The sequence below is a fragment of the Delftia sp. RIT313 genome, assembly GCF_000632165.1.
GTDB lineage: Bacteria > Pseudomonadota > Gammaproteobacteria > Burkholderiales > Burkholderiaceae_C > Comamonas > Comamonas acidovorans.
The window spans coordinates 42,531-61,241 of record NZ_JFYT01000035.1 but is presented as its reverse complement, the minus strand read 5'-3'; the positions used below and the strand labels follow the sequence as shown (position 1 = coordinate 61,241).

Annotated in this window: 14 protein-coding genes; 6 read left to right on the top strand and 8 right to left on the bottom strand. The window is 68.7% G+C overall.

Annotated features, from left to right (window positions below; all coding sequences use genetic code 11):
- The first annotated feature begins 146 nt into the window (after positions 1–146).
- Positions 147–1,283, top strand: a complete 1,137-nt coding sequence (locus BW39_RS07740) for an iron-containing alcohol dehydrogenase (RefSeq protein ID WP_012205221.1) — start codon at positions 147–149, stop codon at positions 1,281–1,283.
- A gap of 7 nt (positions 1,284–1,290) precedes the next feature.
- On the opposite strand, the gene BW39_RS07735 is transcribed toward BW39_RS07740, so the two are convergent.
- The 3 genes from BW39_RS07735 to BW39_RS07725 all read right to left on the bottom strand — a co-directional run bounded on the left by BW39_RS07735 (position 1,291) and on the right by BW39_RS07725 (position 5,842).
- Positions 1,291–3,918 (bottom strand): AI-2E family transporter, encoded by a 2,628-nt coding sequence (locus BW39_RS07735; RefSeq protein WP_043820890.1) that lies wholly within the window; start codon positions 3,916–3,918, stop codon positions 1,291–1,293.
- A 154-nt stretch (positions 3,919–4,072) separates the two neighbouring features.
- Positions 4,073–4,987, bottom strand: a complete 915-nt coding sequence (locus BW39_RS07730) for a sensor histidine kinase (protein WP_235264163.1) — start codon at positions 4,985–4,987, stop codon at positions 4,073–4,075.
- A 75-nt stretch (positions 4,988–5,062) separates the two neighbouring features.
- Positions 5,063–5,842 carry a LuxR C-terminal-related transcriptional regulator gene (locus tag BW39_RS07725; protein WP_012205218.1) on the bottom strand — a complete coding sequence of 260 codons (780 nt, stop codon included), beginning with the start codon at positions 5,840–5,842 and terminating at the stop codon, positions 5,063–5,065.
- A 657-nt stretch (positions 5,843–6,499) separates the two neighbouring features.
- Here BW39_RS07725 and BW39_RS07720 point away from each other — a divergent pair.
- The 4 genes from BW39_RS07720 to BW39_RS07705 all read left to right on the top strand — a co-directional run bounded on the left by BW39_RS07720 (position 6,500) and on the right by BW39_RS07705 (position 10,655).
- Positions 6,500–6,985 carry a hypothetical protein gene (locus BW39_RS07720; protein WP_012205217.1) on the top strand — a complete coding sequence of 162 codons (486 nt, stop codon included), beginning with the start codon at positions 6,500–6,502 and terminating at the stop codon, positions 6,983–6,985.
- A 98-nt stretch (positions 6,986–7,083) separates the two neighbouring features.
- Complete coding sequence (locus tag BW39_RS07715; RefSeq protein WP_012205216.1) at positions 7,084–7,506, top strand: hypothetical protein; 423 nt, start codon at positions 7,084–7,086, stop codon at positions 7,504–7,506.
- A 239-nt stretch (positions 7,507–7,745) separates the two neighbouring features.
- Positions 7,746–9,383, top strand: coding sequence for a DUF4384 domain-containing protein (locus BW39_RS07710; RefSeq protein ID WP_043820886.1), 1,638 nt, complete (start codon positions 7,746–7,748; stop codon positions 9,381–9,383).
- A 39-nt stretch (positions 9,384–9,422) separates the two neighbouring features.
- Positions 9,423–10,655, top strand: coding sequence for an SEL1-like repeat protein (locus tag BW39_RS07705; protein ID WP_043820884.1), 1,233 nt, complete (start codon positions 9,423–9,425; stop codon positions 10,653–10,655).
- A gap of 20 nt (positions 10,656–10,675) precedes the next feature.
- On the opposite strand, the gene BW39_RS07700 is transcribed toward BW39_RS07705, so the two are convergent.
- The 4 genes from BW39_RS07700 to BW39_RS07685 form a co-directional block, all read right to left on the bottom strand.
- Positions 10,676–11,515 (bottom strand): HDOD domain-containing protein, encoded by an 840-nt coding sequence (locus BW39_RS07700; RefSeq protein WP_043820881.1) that lies wholly within the window; start codon positions 11,513–11,515, stop codon positions 10,676–10,678.
- Positions 11,516–11,543: 28 nt separating this feature from the next.
- Positions 11,544–13,904, bottom strand: a complete 2,361-nt coding sequence (locus BW39_RS07695) for a Tex family protein (protein ID WP_043820880.1) — start codon at positions 13,902–13,904, stop codon at positions 11,544–11,546.
- Between the two features lie 179 nt (positions 13,905–14,083).
- Positions 14,084–15,820: a multicopper oxidase family protein gene (locus tag BW39_RS07690; RefSeq protein WP_043821138.1), complete on the bottom strand. Its 1,737-nt coding sequence runs from the start codon at positions 15,818–15,820 to the stop codon at positions 14,084–14,086.
- A gap of 23 nt (positions 15,821–15,843) precedes the next feature.
- Entirely contained in the window at positions 15,844–16,971 is a 1,128-nt protein-coding gene (locus BW39_RS07685; RefSeq protein WP_043820878.1) for an RCC1 domain-containing protein, read from the bottom strand.
- A 297-nt stretch (positions 16,972–17,268) separates the two neighbouring features.
- On the opposite strand from BW39_RS07685, the gene BW39_RS07680 reads away from it, so the two are divergent.
- A complete protein-coding gene (locus BW39_RS07680; protein ID WP_043821137.1) occupies positions 17,269–18,381 on the top strand; it encodes a DUF72 domain-containing protein in 1,113 nt (370 codons plus the stop codon).
- Here the strand turns inward: BW39_RS07680 and BW39_RS07675 are convergent.
- Entirely contained in the window at positions 18,366–18,695 is a 330-nt protein-coding gene (locus BW39_RS07675; RefSeq protein WP_016446802.1) for an antibiotic biosynthesis monooxygenase family protein, read from the bottom strand. The two genes, BW39_RS07680 and BW39_RS07675, sit on opposite strands and share 16 nt — an antisense overlap.
- Between the last annotated feature and the right edge of the window lie 16 nt (positions 18,696–18,711).

The window sequence follows — 18,711 nt, the reverse complement described above, 5'->3', positions numbered from 1 at the left end:
CGCATGCCCGCGCTGTCGCCCCCGTGACCGCCGCAGCGCCCTCTCAGGGTTTGCTTTGTTTGCAGTGCAGCACGCGCGGTCTAGATTCGGCGCACTCCCCCTGATCCCCACCATGGGCCGCAACGGCCCGCAACGAGTCACCGACCATGGCCTTCATCAACTACGTCACCCAGATCCAGTTTGACTTCGGCGCCGTGCGCCTGTTGCGACAGGAGTGCGAGCGCGTGGGCATCACGCGGCCGCTGATCGTCACCGACCAGGGCGTCAAGGCCGCTGGCGTGCTGCAAAAGGCGCTGGATGCGCTGGGCGGCATGCCGCATGCGGTGTTCGACCAGACGCCCTCCAACCCCACCGAGGCCGCCGTGCGCGCGGCCGCTGCGATCTACCAGGAGCAGCGCTGCGACGGCCTGATCGCCGTGGGCGGCGGCAGCGCCATCGACTGCGCCAAGGGCGTGGCGATTGCGGCCACGCACGAAGGGCCGCTGTCGCACTACGCCACCATCGAGGGAGGCTCGCCGCGCATCAGCGAGCGCGTGGCCCCGCTGATCGCCGTGCCCACCACCAGCGGCACGGGCAGCGAGGTGGCGCGCGGCGCCATCATCATCGTGGACGACCACCGCAAGCTGGGCTTTCACAGCTGGCACCTGGTGCCCCGTGCCGCCATCTGCGACCCGGAACTGACCTACGGCCTGCCCGCCATGCTGACGGCCGCCACGGGCATGGACGCCATTGCCCATTGCATGGAGACCTTCATGGCGGCCGCCTTCAACCCGCCTGCCGACGGCATTGCGCTCGATGGCCTCACGCGCGGCTGGGCCCACATCGAACGCGCCACGCGCAACGGCCAGGATGCCGAGGCGCGCCGCCAGCTGATGAGCGCCAGCATGCAGGGCGCCATGGCCTTCCAGAAGGGCCTGGGCTGCGTGCACAGCCTCAGCCACAGCCTGGGCGGCGTGAACCCGCGCCTGCACCATGGCACGCTGAACGCCATGTTCCTGCCCGCCGTGGTGCGCTTCAATGCCGAGGCAGAGAGCGTGCGCGCCGAACAGCGCCTGCAGCGCATGGCCCACGCCATGGGCCTGGACTCGGGCAGCGACATTCCCGAAGCCATACGCGACATGAACGCCCGCCTGGGCCTGCCCACGGGCCTGGCGGCCATGGGCGTGGAGCGCGCCCAGTTCGCAGCCGTGATCGGCGGCGCGCTCAAGGACCATTGCCACGGCACGAACCCGCGCCTGGCCAGCGCCGACGACTACGAGCAGATGCTGGCCACCTCGCTGTAAGCGGGACTCAGCCGCCAGCACTCGGCTGGGGTGTTGTCGATGGTGACGACGATGGTGGCTGGGGTGTCGTTTGGGATGCCACTTGCGCCGGAGTTTGTGCCGAAGTCTGCACCGGAGCCGGCGCTGCGCCAGCTTCCATCATCCGGCGCACCTCCACGTTCTGCATCAACTGCTCGGCCATGACGCCCAGCAGCTCCAGATCGGCCGCCGAGACCTCGCGCGGCGCGTCGTCCATGATGCAAAAGCTGCCCAGCACCGTGCCGTGGCGGTTCTTGAGCGGCACGCCCGCATAAAAGCGCAGCCGCATCGCCTGCAACGCGGGGTTGCCGGCAAATCGGGGGTCGCGCGCAGCGTCATGCACCACCAGGGCGTCACCGCCATGGACCACGTAGGAGCAGATGGACTGCGCACGCGGCATGCCGGCGGAAGCCGGGTCGCCCTGGTCCGCCACCAGCAGGCTGCCCGGCGTGTGCACGCGGTCGGCATCGACCCATGAGACCTGGGCCCATTTCACATCGAAGGCATTCGCGGCCTGCTGGGCTGCCTCGTGGTACAGCTGCGGCAGGCCGGGCGCGAGCACGCCGCTGTCGTGCAGCTGGCGCACGCGCTGCGCATCGTCATCGGGAATGGGCGCGGCCAGGCCCTGGCCTGCCGCGTCAGGCAGGCGCAAGGCGTCCACCCACAACTGCAGCTCGCGCAGGCCGGACACGCAGGCGGCGGCGCCGCAGCGGCGCGCGAACTCGGGGTCGGACACCACGGCCGGCGCATTCCACAGCGCCAGCACCACGCGCAGGTGCGGCCAATGGCGGCGCACGCGGCGCATCAGTTGGCGCACCACGGTCTGGGGCTGGGTGCTGAAGACGGACAGCACCAGCAACTGCGCCTCGGCCAGGGCCTGGGCTCCTGCGTGGCCTTGCGGCAGGCCGCCCTGCCCCGGTCCCAGCTGGCGCCATTGCGGGTCGGCGGCCAGGGCCCAGTCCGAGCAGCTGACCACGTGGCCGCGCAGCGCCTCGCTGTGCGCCACCATGGCGGCGGCCAGGGCATCGACCTCCCAGCGCGCGCCCACGCAATGGATGCGCAGGGCGCGCGTGGCCAGGGCCGCAGCGGGCGGCGGATGGCTTTCGCGCAGTTCCTCGATCAGGGCATCCATGCCGCTGGACAGGCGCAGCCGGTGTTCGGCCGTGGCCGATTCCAGGTGCTGCTGCGTGGCCAGGCGCAGTGCGGGGATGGCCACCTCGTCATAGAAACCGGCCACCGCTGCCGAGCGTTCGTCCGCCGAGGCGCGCGCCGGCAGCCTTGCGTCCACCAGTTCATGCGCCAGCGTGACCGCGTCTTCCACGTCGTCGGCCAGCAGGCGCTGGTACAGGCGCTGGGCCGGCCCCAGCACGGGCGAGCTGCCCAGCAGCACTTCCATGAATTGCAGCGCCGGGATGTAGCGCCCCAGCACCAGCAGGCAGACCGTCAGCGGGGTGGACAGGATCAGCCCAATCGGCCCCCACAGCGCTGTCCAGAAGGTGGCCGACACGATGATGGACAGCGTGGACAGGCCCGTGCTGCTGCCATACAGCCAGGGCTCGATGAGGTTGTTGCTGATCAGCTCCAGCGCCATGATCAGGCCCAGCGTCATCAGCAGCATCTGCCAGCCCGGGTCCACGGCAAAGGCCAGCGCCAGCGGGAAGGCGGCCGAGATCATGGCCCCCACATAGGGCACGAAACGCATGATGGCCGCCAGCACGCCCCAGAGAATGGCGCCCGGCACGCCAATGAACCACAGCCCCGCCGCCATGGGCAGTCCGTAGGTGATGTTGACGACGAACTGCATGCGCAGGTACTTGCCTATGCGCTGCGAGGCCTCGTCCAGCGCGTCGGTGGCCACGTGCAGGTTGCCGCCCATCAGGCGCAGCAACCGGTCGCGCAGGTCATCGCGGTCCAGCAGGATGAGGATCACGAACAGCAGCACGATGCCGGCCATGGTCACGGGCTCGGCCACGCGGCCCAGCCACTGCAGCATGCGCGCCGTGGGCTTTTGCTCGGGCGACTGGATCTCCACCTTCTGCACGCGGGGCGTGGTGGCGCCGCGCGATATCTCGCGCTCCACGGTGTCATAGGTGCGCAGCGCGCCGTCCCAGGCACTGGGCATGTTGGCGTTCCTGCGCAGGCTGCGCAGCTTGTCGCGGATGGTGTTCTGGTAGGTGGGCAGATCGGCGCTGAGCTGCTGCACCTGGCTGCCCAGATAGGTACCCATTCCCGCCAGTGTCGCCAGCGCCATGACCACCACCAGCAGCGTGGCCGCCATGCGCGGCATGCCCCAGCGCTTGAGCCGGGAGACCGCAGGATCCAACAAAAAACCGAACAACAGCGCCAGCGCCAGCGGAATCAGCAGGCCCTGGCCGAAATACAGGCCGGCAATGACGATGCTGGCCACCAGCAGCCCGGTGAGCAGGCGCAGCGCGGGGACCATGTCGGCCAGCTGTGCCAGGCCCGGCAGGGCCGAACGCACGCTGCGCGCGAAATCTGCATGGGTGGCGGCATGGGCGGCGGAATTCGCGGCTGCATTGGCCGCATTGGCGCCTTCGGCGGCGGCAGGAAGCGCCTGCCGTGAAGGCGACGGCGCAGGGTCGGAATGTGGGTTCATGGAAACGGGATGTCAGGGCTGGGATGCAGGTATGGATACTGCCTCACATCCGCATATCGGGGGATTGCACAGCGCGCCGCAGGCCTGCCCTGTCAGCGGGCACCGCAATTGCCGGAACGCCGTTGCCGCCGTTGCCGCCGGCGCATCGGCCCGATCACCAGCGCACACGCACCACGGTCCCCCCACCGGCCCGCGGCAGGATGTCCAGCACAGCCCCGATGGCATGGGCGCGGCGATGCATGCCTGCCAGGCCCATGCCCTGCAGGCCAGGCGGGATGGCACCCTGCGCAGGGCCAGGGTCAGGGCCAGGGCCGGAAGGCAGGCCGCAGCCGTCATCTTCCACGCGCAGTTCCCAGTGCAATGCACGCCGGGCATCGCGGCCAGGGCTTGCAGCATCTGCACGATCCACCGGCTCCAGCACCAGCCACAGCGTGGTGGCGCGCGCATGCTGCAGCGCATTGCTCACGGCCTCCTGGGCGATGGCCAGCAACTGCTGGGAAGGCTGGCCACGCGGCAGGTCTGGCAGGTCGGGCAGGTCTGGCACCCCGCGCAGCCCGGCGGCGGCATGCGGATCGGCCACGCTCCAGCAGATGCGCATGCCGCGCCGGTCCAGCACGGGCTGCAGCCGGTGGCGCAGGCGCGCCAGCCGCACGGGCAAGGCGTCTTCCATGGCGTCCATGGCATCCACCATGAGCCGCAGGTCCAGCAAGCCCTGCTCCAGCAATTCCTGCGCCTGGCGCTGGCGGGTCTCGCGCGGGTCCAGCAAGGCCATGGCATGCACCAGCAGCCCGCCCACGCCGTCGTGCAGGTCGGCGGCAATGCGCCGGCGCTCGGCCTGCACTTCGCGCGAGGGCCGGGGACTGCGCCGGCGCCGCCACAGCAGCAGCCTGTGCAGTCGCCGGGCGCCCATAGCGCACAGCAGCGCCGTGGATACCAGCAGGGCCAGGCTGACCAGGCTCAGCCACGGCGGGGCCCGTGCGCCCGCCTGCCAGAGCCAGGCGCACAGGCCCAGCATCTGCAGCAGGCCCAGGGCCAGGCAGATGGCCAGCGTGCGAAGGGGATCTTTCATGGCCAAGCCGTGCCAGGCGCGGCCGCCATGGCCCGGGCGGCGGCAGGCCGCTGCGGGCAGGACGCCGCCCCAGGATCAGAACAGGCCGCGCAGCGATGCAAAGCGTACCGCCTGGGCGCGTGTGCGCACCTGCAGCTTGCGGTAGATGTTCTTGATGTGCGTGTTGACCGTCATGGCGCTGATCATCAGGCGCGAGCCGATCTCGGCGCTGGTGTAGCCGCTGGCCACCATGCGCAGCACCTCGCGCTCGCGGGTGGACAGGCGGTCTGCCTCGTCGGGCGTGCGGCGCTTGGGCTCGGCGCCCTGGGTCTTGTCGAAGCGCTGCAGCAACCTGCGCGCCAGGCTGGGGGTGACGGATGCGCCGCCATTGGCCACCTGCAGCACGGCCTGCGGATAGTTGCCGAACCAGGAGTTCTTGACGAGGTAGCCCGTGGCGCCCAGCTCGAAGGCGCGCAGCACCTGTTCGTCGTTTTCCATCACGGAGATGATGACGGCCTCGGCCGTGGGCCGCACGGTCTTCATCATGTCCAGCAGCTCGAAGCCCTCGCCGTCACCCAGGTTCAGGTCCACCAGCATCACGTCGAATTCATGCTGGCGGATGGCCTTGCGCCCGTCGCGCACGCTGCCGGCCTGGGCCACGACCAGGGTGCGCGGGTCGTTCATGATTTCCTGCGCAATGACCATGCGGATATGGGCATCGTCGTCCACCAGCAGCACCCGCACGGGCTTGTCGGGCTGGCCCGCCAGGTAGTCGGGCCACATGGCAGAGCTCAGACCTGTGCCCAGCATGCCCTGGGCGCGAGGGGACTCGGCGATCAGGGGACGGGCATCGGCGGGAACGTCGGATGGATTCATGCTGCTCTCCTCAAATGTCACGCCATGTGTATGACGCAACCGATCACAGACTTGCCTTTCCACATTAAGAGAAATCGCAACCGATATCCACAATCTTTGACGAAGTTTGTGAAAGATTGCGTAGATTACAAATTAACACCTTTGTGTGAGGAATCGACTACGGAGTTTCCTGAGCGCCGGTCCGGCAGATCTTGCGGATCCAGACACCACGCACCGCGCCTTCAATCCCGCCCTGTGACAAAGGCCGATCCTGCCTTTGCTGCCGCCGCCGGCCTCAGTTGCGTGCACTTCGATACACCAGGTTGCCCAAAAACCCCCGCACCCGCCGAAACGGCGACCCCAAGCAAAGCTGCAACCGTAAATTTTCTGTCGTTACACCTTGAAACTACCCAGATCCACTCATTGCGCACGGCTGCCGCTTTAACGCGATGCAGCCTGCCTGCAAACGGCTTGGGTGGGTAAGTACCCGGCAAGTGGATCAGCGCTCATGGCTACCCCGGACAAGAGATGGAACGGACGGATCTCCCCGAGCACATTGGAGTCCAGACAACGAGCAGGGGTCCAGGGAGACAAAGCCGGAAACCTCCGCAAAGTGTCTGCAAAACGGGTGCTTACACACCTCTTCCTGATAGTCCGATTCTTCATCAAGGAGCCATCATGAAATCGCTTGCAATTCTTTCCCTGAGCTTGATCGCAACAGCTGCCATGGCAGGCCCCATGGGTGGTGGCGGCGGTGGCGGCAGCGGCGGCGGCAGCAGCAGCTCCCAGATCGAAATCAATGGCCCCAGCGTTCAGGTCACCCTGCTGAACAGGAGCGGCGTGCTGAACGTGGCAACGGGTGGTGGCAAGGCCTCCCAGAACCTGGCCAGCAATGCAGGCAACGTGACCATCGATCGCAGTGGCAGCTCGCTGCAGGTCGTCGCAGCCACCGGCAGCGGCATCCTGAACAAGGCCGATGGCTATAGCGCAGTGGCCGTCAACAACCTGGCCTCCAACTATGGCGAAGTGGACGTGAAGAGCACTTCGATCCAGGTGGTGGCTGCCAAGAACTCCGGCATCATCAACTACGCCGGCAACGGTTCCATGGCAGTGCAGAACATCTCCAGCAACAACGGCTGCGTGACCTGCTACAACAACCACTGAGCCTGGCTGCCGGACGAAGGAAACTGCCGGGCGGCCCCAGGCCACCCGGCGGCACCTTCCCGGCGAAGACCCAGCTCACCGCACCAGGAGAGCCCACCATGCACACCGCCGCCCATCTCTGTTCGGCTGCCCTATTGGCCTGGCTCGCCCTCGGAGCGAACCCCCTTCATGCAGCGGCCCCCGGCGAAGACCCGGTGGTGCTGAACAAGCCCGTCGACTACCTCAGGCTGCCCACGGCCAAGCAGCCGACATCGTCAGGGCTGGACACCGTCACCGACATCCCCATCAATGTCAAGGCCAAGATCGCGCGCTACGAAGCCATGTCCATGACCAATGCGCCCGGTATCTCCACCGAGGCGAACGTGGTGACCACGACCACGACGAGCAGCACGGGCATGCAGCGCACCTGCACCCAGGACCTGGCCAGCAACACCAACGCCAGCGCATTCAACCGCTACGGGCCCCAGACCAAGGACCAGATCGTGGTCCTCAAGGGCGACCTGGTCAACGTCTGCCGCTAGCGCGACACCGGGCGGCCAGCCTTCGGGCCGCCCACCATTTCTCGATCCCCCATTTCCGGCGCCGACGCCCGTGCGCGCCTGTGCCCTGGCTCGCCGTTTTCCAGCAGAGGTCCATCATGCGCAACCGCCTTCCATCGCCAGGACTTCCCCGCCCCGATGCCGCGCTGCAGCCGGCACTCGGCGGCCATGCGGACGACCGTGGGACTTTCCGCCAGCGATGGTCCGGCAGACAGGGTTGCATGCGGGCCATTGCCTGCGCCGTCTCTGCCTCCATCGTGCTGCTGTCGGGCTGCGCGCCGCTGGATGCGCGCAAGGACGCCAAGTACCTGGACAAGGTCTATGCGGCCGACCGCCCCGTGGTGCGGCCGGTGCGCTCGATATCGAGCTTTTCCGACTCGCTGATGTGCATGGACAGGATGTTCCGCAACAGCCACATGCCCACGGTGCTGATCACCAGCAAGCAGCTGCCCGACTACTCGGGCCGCGTGGCCGTGGCCGCCAAGGAGATGGTGGTCACCGCCCTGTCCCAGATGTCGCGCGTCAGCAGTGCCTTCCGCTACGTGGACTATGAGGTGGACATCGCCCGCCAGGATACGGTGCAGAACCTCACCACCATCTTGCTCAACAACAACCAGATCCAGCTGCAGCGCCCTGCCCTGTATGTGTCGGGCGCCGTGTCCTTCATGGACCAGAACGTGCTGCGCAACAACGTGGACATAGGCACCAGCGCCTCGCGCCTGGAAACCGGCTACAGCGCCAACCGCAGCGGTGCCGTGCTGGGCATGGAGCTGCACCTGGGCGACTTCCGCACGCGCACCATCATCCCGGGCCTGGATTCGGCCAACGAGGTCGTCATCGGCAACGGCAGCCAGGGGCTGGACCTGTCCGGCCGCATCGGCACCTACGGCGTGCAGTTCAGCGTGGGCCGCGACTATGCCCAGGGCTCGGGCCCGGCCGTGCGCACCCTGGTCGAGCTGGGCATGATCGAGCTGCTGGGCAAATGGTCGCGCCTGCCCTACTGGCAGTGCCTGACGCTGGACCAGACCCACCCCGACTTCCAGCGCCAGCTGCGCGACTGGTACGAGGAAGGCGAAGCCGGCATCCACCAGGAACTGGTGCGCCAGTCGCTGATCAGCAAGGGCTATCTGCCGCCGGACGCCCCGGCCTTCACCGCAGGCAACCCGCAGTGGCGCGAGGCCATAGGGCGCTTCCAGGCCGACAGCGGCATGGTGGTCAACGGTGTGGTGGACTTCAACACCTACGAGCGCGCACTGCGCGACTTCGTGGCCGTGGGCGCCGATGGGCACATCACGCGCATTGGCTGGAACACCAAGAGCGCAGCGCCGGTCACCACCGCCTCCGAGAACGTGGCCGTGGGCACGGGCGACTACCGCTACGGCGCCCCCGCGCCCGACCGCAAGCTGGACCTGTGGGTGGAGAACATCACGCCCACCCGCACCTCCTTCGAGACGGGTGAGCAGCTCTTCCTGTCCACCACCGTGTCGCGTGCCTCCTACCTGTCGTGCTTCATGGCTGGCGCCGATGGCGAGGTCACCCGGCTGGTGCCCAACGACGTGAACCGCTCGGGCTGGATCACCGCCGCCCAGTCCGTGCGCCTGCCCGACTGGATGAGCCCCAACCCCGGCTATGTGATCAACGCCGGCCCTCCCGGCAAGGAAGGCGTGGCCTGCTTCGCTACCGAGCAGAACATGACCGACAAGCTGCCCACGCTGCTGCAGGGCAAGGCCTTCATCGCCATCCCGGGCATGCGCTCCCTGGAGGATGTCAACCAGTACATGGCCAGCTCGCTGGGCGCAGACGGGTACACCGGCTCGGCCCGCTTCTGGCAGGTGGTACCGGCCCAGGCCAAGCGCTGATGCACGGTGCGGACCACAAGCCAACCAGAGGCACCTGCCATGCCCTCCAGCGCTCATGAAACCTCGCCGCGGCGGCGCCGCGGGCTGCGCCTGACCGCCAGGCTTGTGCTGCCCGGGCTGCTGGTGGTGCTGCCCGGTCTGGCGCCCGCCGTGCTGCCGCATGTGCAGGCGGCAGCCCGCTTCACGCCGGTCATGCCCATCCGGGTGGCGACGGCCAGCGTGTACGGCTCCCAGCCGGGCACCAGCAATATCACTTCGACCTCGGATACCGCCCAGCAACGGGCCCTGTCCCAACTGCGCAGCCGCGCCGAAGGCAAGGGCGTGAGCCCGGCCACGCAGCGCGAGGCGCAATGGGTCATGGGCCTGCTGGCACTGCATGGCATTGCCATGGCGCAGGACGGGCCGCAGGCCAGGCAATGGTTCGAGCGCGCGCAGCGCGCCGGCCATCCGCTGGCCAGCGCTGGACTGGCCTGGTGCGCCATGGACGGTTGCGGCCAGCCCCCCGATCCACCGGCCGCCAGGCCCTGGATCGCCCAGCTGGCCAAGACCGACCCGGCCCGTGCGCAATACCTGGAATGGCTGCTGGCCCGGCGCCTGGCGCCGCTGTCCACGGCCGAGCCTGTGGGCGAGGCCTTGACCGTGGCAGGCACGCCCGACCAGGAACTGCTGCAGCGCGCGGCGCGTTCGGGCAGCCCCGGCGCCCAGCTGGAATGGGGCCTGGCCCTGCTCTCGCAGGACGAGCCCGAGGCCGCCCTGCGCCAGTTCCGCGCGGCGGCGCCACGCTCATCCAGCGCGGCGACCAATGCGCAGATGCTGGGCGACCGCATGCGGCCCGCGGGCCAGCTGGTGTCGGCCCAGGGCACGTCTGCCCCGCCTGCGGCGCAGGGGCCGCAACGGCTGCAGCGCACGCCGGAGTTGCGGGGCTCGCCCAGCGAGCAGGACATCCAGGTGCGCCAGCCCATCACGGCCCAGCAGCAGTGGGAGCAGGCCCAGCGCTATCACCGTGGCGAAGGCGTGCCGGCCAACTACACCGAGGCCCTGCGCCTGTACCAGCAGGCGGCGTCCCACGGCCATGTGGCATCGCGGCGCATGCTGGAGTTGATCTATTCGCGCCCCGCACAGGGCGGCGGTGTGGACATTGGCTGGATGCAGCAGCTGGCACGCATCGACCCCATGACCATGCAGCCCATGGCGCCCATCAGCCCCGCGCCCTACCGGCGCGACCCCACGCCGCTTTTCGACATGGTGCCGGCGCCCTGGCACCGGAACTGACGCTGGCCCCCGGTCCTGCCCTAAAGCAGCACATCCAGGCCCGTGTCGGCCATCCAGTCCACCGGATCCTGGCGCAGCACCATGTCGATGTCCAGGCCCAGAGCCACCCCCACTTCACCGGGAAAGCTCACGGCCAGCGCGCGCTCGCCCCATTGCGCCTCGCGCGATCGGGCGCGCCAGGCGGCGATGTGCAGCACACAGGCCAGGGGATCGAAGCCAGGCTGGGCCAGCGGCGCGTGCAGGTGCTGCAGCGCGTCGGCCAGCAGCGGCGGAAGATTCCAGCGCCGGGCCAGGCCTGCGCTGACATGGCTGTATGCGTAGCCGCACAGCCGCATCTCCAGTTCGGCACGGCGCGGGTCCAGCGGGCCGACCAGCTCGGAGATGGTGGCCGCGCGGCCGGGATCGATCATGTGCATGGCCAGCTCGCCCAGCCCGTGCAGCAGGCCTGCCGCATAGGCCGCCGTGGGGCTGGCCTGCACCGTGCCGGCCAGCGCGCGGGCCACGCGTGCGGCATCCACGCTGTAGCGCCAGAAGGCCGGCATGGCCACGCCCGGCACGGCATGGGTGCCCACACCCAGCGGCATGCCCCGCACGATCTGGCGCAACTGCGCGGGCGCCAGCAGGGCCAGCGCCTCCGGAATGCCGGTGACACGGCCCGCCATGCCGAAGACCGGGCCGTTGGCCTGCGCCAGCAGCCCGGCAGCCAGCGCGGGATCGGCCGCGAACAGCTGGCTCAGCCGGCGCAGGCTGGGCTGCTCGGGCACCAGCTCGCGCAGCAGCAGGGCCACAATGCGCGGCTGCGCCGGCAGGGCCAGCGTCTGGGTCAACAGCGTCTGCAGATCCAGTGCGTGCGCAGCCATCGCGTTTCCTGCCTTGCCCTGCCCGGCCTTACTTGCGGGTCTGCAGCTTGGCGAAGGCCGAGGCCATGGCCGACTGCTGCGCCGGCTCGGGCGCGCGGCGCTGGCCGCCCTGATGGCCCTGGCTGCCCCGGCCTGCGCTCTCGAAGCGGTTGTCACGGGGGCCGTCGCGGCGCGCGGGCGCCGCATCCAGCTTCATGGTCAGGCTGATGCGCTTGCGCGCCACATCGACCTCCAGCACCTTGACCTTGACGATCTGGCCGGTCTTGACGACCTCGCGCGCGTCCTCGATGAACTTGTGGCTCATCTGGCTGACGTGGACCAGGCCGTCCTGGTGCACGCCCAGGTCCACGAAGGCGCCGAACTGGGCCACGTTGCTGACCGTGCCCTCCAGCGTCATGCCTTCCTTGAGGTCCTTGATGTCTTCCACGCCGTCATTGAAGCGGGCGACGACGAAGTCCGGGCGCGGATCGCGGCCGGGCTTTTCCAGCTCGCCCAGGATGTCCTTGATGGTGATGGCACCGAACTGCTCGTTCACGAACTGCTCGGCCTTCAGGCCCTTGAGCACCTCGGAGCGGCCCATGAGCTGGTCCACGCTCTTGCCCGTGGTGGCAATGATGCGTTCGACCACGGGATAGGTTTCCGGGTGGACGCCCGTCATGTCCAGCGGGTTGTCGCCGCCGCGGATGCGCAGAAAGCCTGCGGACTGCTCGAAGGTCTTGGCGCCCAGGCCGGCCACGTCCATCAGCTGCTTGCGGCTCTTGAAGGAGCCGTTGGCATCGCGCCAGCGCACCACCGACTTGGCCACACTGCCCGACAGGCCCGAGACGCGCGACAGCAGCGGCGCCGAGGCCGTGTTCAGGTCCACGCCCACGGAGTTCACGCAGTCCTCGACCACGGCGTCGAGCTGGCGCGCCAGCTCGCTTTGGTTCACGTCGTGCTGGTACTGGCCCACGCCGATGCTCTTGGGGTCGATCTTGACCAGCTCGGCCAGCGGGTCCTGCAGGCGGCGCGCAATGCTGGCGGCGCCGCGCAGGCTCACGTCCACATCGGGCATTTCCTGCGAGGCGAACTCGCTGGCGGAATACACGGAAGCGCCGGCCTCGCTGACCACGACCTTCTCGATCTGGCGATCGGCCTTGCTGGCGATCTTGATCAGGTCGGCCGCCAGCTTGTCCGTCTCGCGGCTGGCCGTGCCGTTGCCGATGGCAATCAGGTTGATCTGGTGCTTTTCGACCAGGCGGGCCAGCACGGCCAGGGAGCCGTCCCAGTCGCGGCGCGGCTCATGCGGGTAGATGGTGGTGGTGTCCACCAGCTTGCCCGTGCTGTCCACCACGGCCACCTTGACGCCCGTGCGGATGCCCGGGTCCAGGCCGATGACGGCGCGCTGGCCCGCAGGCGCGGCCAGCAGCAGGTCGCGCAGGTTGTCGCCAAAGACCTTGATGGCCACCTTCTCGGCATCTTCGCGCAGGCGCGAGAACAGGTCGCGCTCGGTGGACAGGCTCAGCTTGACGCGCCAGGTCCAGGCCACGCACTTGCGGATCAGGTCGTCGCTGGCGCGCTTGGCGTGGCTCCAGCCCAGGTGCAGGGCGATCTTGCCTTCGGCCAGGCTGGGCTGGCCGGGCTCGGGCTCCACGGGAAGAACCAGCTTGGCTTCAAGGATCTCCAGCGCGCGGCCGCGGAACACGGCCAGGGCGCGGTGCGAGGGCACGCGGCCAATCGGTTCGTCGTACTCGAAATAGTCGCGGAACTTGGCGACCTCGGGGTCGTTCTCGTTCTTGGCCTCGATCTTCTTGGAACGCAGCAGGCCGTCTTCCCACAGCCATTCGCGCAGCTTCTGCACCAGCGCCGGGTCTTCGGCCCAGCGCTCGGACAGGATGTCGCGCACGCCATCGAGCACGGCGAAGGTGGTGGAGAAATCGGGGCCCGGCTTGCCGTCGTCCAGGGTGGTGGCGGGCTTGCAGAAGGCCTCGGCCTCCTTGTGCGGGTCCAGCGTGGGGTCGGCAAACAGCTTGTCGGCCAGCGGCTCGATGCCGAATTCCTTGGCAATCTGGCCCTTGGTGCGGCGCTTTTGCTTGAAGGGCAGGTAGATGTCCTCCAGCTCCTGCTTGGTCGGCGCATTGGCAATGGCCAGGCGCAGCGCATCGGTCAGCTTGCCCTGCTCGTCGATGGCCTTGAGCACCGTGCCCCGGCGGTCTTCCAGCTCACGCAGATAGCCCAGGCGTTCGTCGAGCTGGCGCAATTGCGCGTCGTCCAGGCCGCCGGTCACTTCCTTGCGGTAGCGGGCGACGAACGGAACCGTGGCTCCGCCATCAAGCAATTCGACCGCAGCACCCACTTGCTGCGGCTTGACATTCAGTTCTGCGGCGATTTGGCCAATGATTTTTTGCATTCGAGAGGCGCCCCGTGGCGTGGAATCCGGAAAGCGGCCAAGTGTGCCACACGCGATTCGGGCCGGGCCGCTCACGGCCCGCCCGCAAATGCAAGCATTTCTTGCAGTCCAATGAATTCAAGGGCTTGCAGCATGAAGCCGGAAGGGCACGGGAATGGCCGATCGGACAAGCCCGGCTTTCAGGGCCGCACATCCACGATCTGCATCATTCCCAGGTCCTCATGGTCCAGCGCATGGCAATGCCAGACGAACTTGCCGTGGAAATCCGCGAACCGCATGCGAAAGGTGATGCTGCCCTTGGTGACCCCCGCCGCCCCGCTGCTGCCCGTGCCCGGCGGCACGGGCAGGGTGTCGGCCCAGAACGGCGTCACCGGCGCGCCGTTGACCCTGACCACATAGCAGTCGTTGACGTGGATGTGAAAGGGATGCGGGTAGCCGTTGTAGTTGTAGATCGTCCACTCCTCCACCGCATTGAAGGGCACGGTCTGCACAGGCGTGAGGCTGGAATGGATGGGCGACATGCCCAGCGGCATGGCCTCGGTGCCCACCGCAAACACCGATCGGTTGCCGCCCACCTTCAGCACCCAGCTCTCGCCGGCCGGCATGGGCGCCAGGGCCGGGTCGCGCACGCCCTTGTCCGCGTCGTCGGCCAGCACGGCCAGGCGCAGGACGCGCTGCACGCCACCATGGCTGGCCAGTTCGGCATCGGTGATGGGCGTGTAGTCGCCGGGCCGGCGCAGCAGGGCCGGGTCGGGCACGCGGGCCTGCACGGGCTCGCCCTGGACCACCACCCGGGCCAGCACCTCCTCGAAGGGCTCGTTGCCGCTTGGCCGGTGAAAGGACGGGCACGCGGCCGCGCGCAGGAAATACTCGCCCGGCGCCATCGATGCCTGCACCACCATGGACAGGCGCCCGCCCGGGTAGATGTAGTTGCCGGGCCAGTCGCGCATGTCCAGCGGCTGCCCGGCCGTCTGCCGGCTCAGCGGCCGGTAGATGCCGCCGTAATGGTTGCCGTCGCGGCCATAGACATTCATCACATGCCCGTCGAGCACGGGATGCAGCGGGTAGAACGATGAAGGATTGACGATGTGCCAATGCTGCACCTCGCCGGGCCGCATCACGATGGTGGGCTGGTAGGCGCCGTTGAGCAAAAAGGCGCCGGCCGGATTCTGCATCGAGTCTTCCAGCGTATCGGTGCGGCCCTTGGCGTTGACGGTGAGCTTGTGGGCGAACAGCACGCGCTCGCGCATGTTCACGCTGGCACGGAACGGGTCCTGCGCATCGGCCACGATGATGGCGCCGAACATGCCGCTGGAGACCTGGGCATTGGTGGCGCCGTGCAGATGCGGGTGGTACCAGTAGATGCCGCAACTGTGGTCGTCGGGCAGATGGATCTCGTGGTAGCGCGTGGCGCCGGGCGCGATGCCGGCATCCGGCCCGTCCACCACGTAGTCGCCAAACACGCCGGGCCGTATCTCGCGCGGGTCCACGTGCAGGCCGTGGAAATGCATGTTGGTGCTGTTCTGGTGGTTGAGCAGCGCCCAGTCCGAGCCCTGGGGCGAGGCCGGCAGCTGGTTGTGCACCCACATCTTCAGCGTGTCGCCGGGGCGCAGCCACAGCGTGGGCGCCGTGTATCGCCCATTGAAGCTGCGCAGCTCCAGACGCCGCCCGGGCTGCCGATCGGCCGGATAGCGGGCCCAGCGCGCGATGTCGCTGTCCGGCAGGTCCATGTCCATGGACGCATAGCCCACGTTCAGGTGCAGCTCCAGCACGCCGTTGACGGAGCGCAGCGCCTGCGGCTCGGGCAGATCGTCGCGCGGCCCGCCTCCACCGCCGCAGCCGGGCAACACGGCGCCCGCCGTCAGCAGGGCGCCCCATTGCAGCAGCGCCCTGCGGTTCAGGCCCGGGGCTGGCATTGAATGTTCCTGGTGCAGATGCTTCACAGGGCCTCCTTTGCCGTGCCGGCGAATGCGTTGGTTTCGGTCAGGTCATTGAGGGCGTGCAAGGCCAGCGCATGGGGGCGGGACTGGGCCTGTGCCCCGTCCTCGCCCTGGCAGGCGCCATGGCGGTTGTCGCCCCAGGCCCAGCAGCGCCCTCCGCGCTCCAGCGCCAGCACATGCGTGCCGCCCACGCTGATCTGCTGCACCGCCGTCAGGCCGGGCACGGTGTGAAAGCCCGCGCGGGGTGCCGCATCGCCCTGGCCCAGCTGGCCCAGGCCATTCCAGCCCCAGGCCAGCACCTGCCCGCCCTGCGTGGTCGCCGCCGAAAAATGCAGGCCCGCCGCCAGACTGCTGAGGCGCCCAGGCACGGCAATGCGCACGGGGCCGGGACTGTAGGCCGCCTGCAGCCCCTGGTCCAGCTGGCCCTGGTGGTTGGAGCCCCAGCCCCACAGCCGCCCCTTCTCATCCAGCGCCAGGCTGTGCGTGGCCCCCGCCGCCACCGCCACCACGGCCGCAGCGCCCTGCGGCAGCACCACGCGCTGCGCACGGCTGCGCTGCACCAGATCGCCCTGCCCCAGTTGGCCAGCCGCATTGGCGCCCCAGGACCAGACCTGCCCCCTGGCGTCCAGCGCCAGCGCATGGCCCATGCCCACGGACACGTTGCGCACGGAGGGCAGGCCCTGCACGCGCTGCGCACCGGGCATGGCATCCGACCATCCCCAGAGTGCGCCTTCGTGGTCCTGCACATAGGCCTGCTGCTCACCCGCCCAGATGCGCCGCACCCCGGCATCCTGCCGGCCCAAGGCCAAAGGCCTGGGCACGGCGCCCGCGGCATCGCGGACCTGGGGCGCAACGGCATAGGCCTGGCCATCCGCCCAGGCCAGCAGCGAATGGCCCGCATCCACCAGCCCCTCCCAACGCGTGCCACGGGGGCTCAGGCGCTGGGGCACGGGCTGGGAAAAGCTGCGGTGGCCGATGCGCGTGGCATCGGGCGCACAGACCTCGGCAGCGTCCACGCCTTCGGGCAGGGTGCGCAACACCTCCAGATTGCCCCAGGCGAATACGCCCTCCGATGTGATGAGCACGGACCGCTGCGAGCCCGCCACTACCTGTTCTATGGTCAGCATCACCCTCTCCTTTGCGTGTTTTGCGTGTTTCGCGTGTCTTGGGGCACCCCGACACGGCGGTACAGCTGCCCGTGAGGTGTCAGTGCGGATTGTTCAAAGGAAGCGGGTGGGTGGCAATCACTGAAAACTGTGATTCCTCAAGAGCGCCTTAGGCTCTGTCAATCGATCCCGCCCCAGGCCTGCGACGCGGCATTGGCCTCCAGGCACATCGCCAGTGCGGCCGGGGCCTGCGTGGCCTGAGTGCCTACGCGGGCTGCGCTGGCGCAGCGGCATCATGGACAATCCATGCTCCAGCCCATGCAAGACGATCTGTTTGGCGCGCCGCCCTCACCGCCGCCGTCCCCACCCTCTTCCGCTCCGGCCCCGCCTGCCGCCAGCGCGGCGCCTGGCGGCCGCAAGCCGGCATCCCGCAAGGCCGTCGGCGCCGTGCAGCTGCCGCCCCAGGCCCTGCAGTGGCAGGCGCTGGCGGACCAGCTTCCGCAGGGCTTGCGCATGGGGGTCTCCACCTGGTCCTACCCGGGCTGGGAAGGTCTGATCTGGGATGGCGCCTATGACAAAAGCGTGCTCGCCAAGAAGGGACTGGAGGCCTATGGCCGGCATCCGCTGATGCGAACGGTCTGCGTGGACCGCAGCTTCTGGAGGCCGTTGACGGCCAGCCAGTACCTGGCCTTCGCGGGCCAGGTACCGGCCGATTTCCGCTTCGTGGTCAAGTGCCCTTCGGTGGTCACCGATGCGCAGGTCCGCGACGAGGATGGCAAGGGCATGTCGCTGAACCCCGTGTTCCTTCAACCCGATCTGGCCGTGACCAGCTTCGTCGAGCCCACGCTCGAAGGGCTGGGCGAGCAGCTCGGCGTGCTGGTGTTCCAGCTCAGTCCCATGACCTGGGGCCTGCTGAGCCGCCCCACCGAACTGCTGGCGCGACTGCAGGCCATGCTGGACGCGGTGCGAGCGGCGCTGGCCGCCCATCCGCTGGGCGCACAGATCATCGTGGCGGTGGAAGTGCGCGACCCAGAGCTTTTGACGCCCGAGCTGGCGGACACGCTGCGCGCTGCAGGCGCCACCTTCTGCCTGGGGCTGCACGGCAAGATGCCGCCCATCGAAGAGCAATTGGTTTTTCTGCGGCGGCTGTGGCCCAGCCCCCTGGTCTGCCGCTGGAACCTGAACCGCGAGTTCGGGGCCTACGGCTACCCCGATGCGCAAACCAAGCACGATCCCTTTGACGAGATCCGCACGCCCGATGTGCACACGCGCTCCATCCTAGCCAAGACCATCGATGGCATCACCAGCCGCGGGCTGCCCGCCTTTGTGACGGTGAGCAACGATGCCGAAGGCTGCGCGCCGCGCTCCATCGCGCTGCTGGCCGAGGCCGTGGTGCAAGCGGAGGCGGCCCGGATTCAGCGCTTGCCGTAGGCACGCTCCACGCGGGCCACGCGCAACTCATAGTGCTCGTACCAGGCGTCCTTGCCCAGTTGCTGGGCGACCAGGTGCTCGGCATCCTGCTTCCAGCGCGCAATGGATTCGGCCGTGGACCAGTACGACACGGTGATGCCGAAACCGTCCTCGCCGCGCGTGCTTTCCGCGCCCAGGAAGCCTTGCTGCTGCGCGGCCAGGTCCACCATGCGCTGGGCCATGAGGCCGTAGCCATCATCGTCGTCCGGCGTCCTGCGCGACGAGAAGATGACGGCGTAGTAAGGCGGCTCGGGGGTGTTGGCAAAGGGGCTCATCGTGGTCGGGGCGGCA

What these genes read in the sequence shown, in the direction of transcription:
- BW39_RS07740 (WP_012205221.1), top strand. Translation starts at nt 147, where the DNA reads ATGGCCTTCATCAACTACGTCACCCAGATCCAGTTTGACTTCGGCGCC.
- BW39_RS07735 (WP_043820890.1), bottom strand. Translation starts at nt 3,918, where the DNA reads ATGAACCCACATTCCGACCCTGCGCCGTCGCCTTCACGGCAGGCGCTT.
- BW39_RS07730 (WP_235264163.1), bottom strand. Translation starts at nt 4,987, where the DNA reads ATGAAAGATCCCCTTCGCACGCTGGCCATCTGCCTGGCCCTGGGCCTG.
- BW39_RS07725 (WP_012205218.1), bottom strand. Translation starts at nt 5,842, where the DNA reads ATGAATCCATCCGACGTTCCCGCCGATGCCCGTCCCCTGATCGCCGAG.
- BW39_RS07720 (WP_012205217.1), top strand. Translation starts at nt 6,500, where the DNA reads ATGAAATCGCTTGCAATTCTTTCCCTGAGCTTGATCGCAACAGCTGCC.
- BW39_RS07715 (WP_012205216.1), top strand. Translation starts at nt 7,084, where the DNA reads ATGCACACCGCCGCCCATCTCTGTTCGGCTGCCCTATTGGCCTGGCTC.
- BW39_RS07710 (WP_043820886.1), top strand. Translation starts at nt 7,746, where the DNA reads ATGCGGGCCATTGCCTGCGCCGTCTCTGCCTCCATCGTGCTGCTGTCG.
- BW39_RS07705 (WP_043820884.1), top strand. Translation starts at nt 9,423, where the DNA reads ATGCCCTCCAGCGCTCATGAAACCTCGCCGCGGCGGCGCCGCGGGCTG.
- BW39_RS07700 (WP_043820881.1), bottom strand. Translation starts at nt 11,515, where the DNA reads ATGGCTGCGCACGCACTGGATCTGCAGACGCTGTTGACCCAGACGCTG.
- BW39_RS07695 (WP_043820880.1), bottom strand. Translation starts at nt 13,904, where the DNA reads ATGCAAAAAATCATTGGCCAAATCGCCGCAGAACTGAATGTCAAGCCG.
- BW39_RS07690 (WP_043821138.1), bottom strand. Translation starts at nt 15,820, where the DNA reads ATGCCAGCCCCGGGCCTGAACCGCAGGGCGCTGCTGCAATGGGGCGCC.
- BW39_RS07685 (WP_043820878.1), bottom strand. Translation starts at nt 16,971, where the DNA reads ATGCTGACCATAGAACAGGTAGTGGCGGGCTCGCAGCGGTCCGTGCTC.
- BW39_RS07680 (WP_043821137.1), top strand. Translation starts at nt 17,269, where the DNA reads ATGCAAGACGATCTGTTTGGCGCGCCGCCCTCACCGCCGCCGTCCCCA.
- BW39_RS07675 (WP_016446802.1), bottom strand. Translation starts at nt 18,695, where the DNA reads ATGAGCCCCTTTGCCAACACCCCCGAGCCGCCTTACTACGCCGTCATC.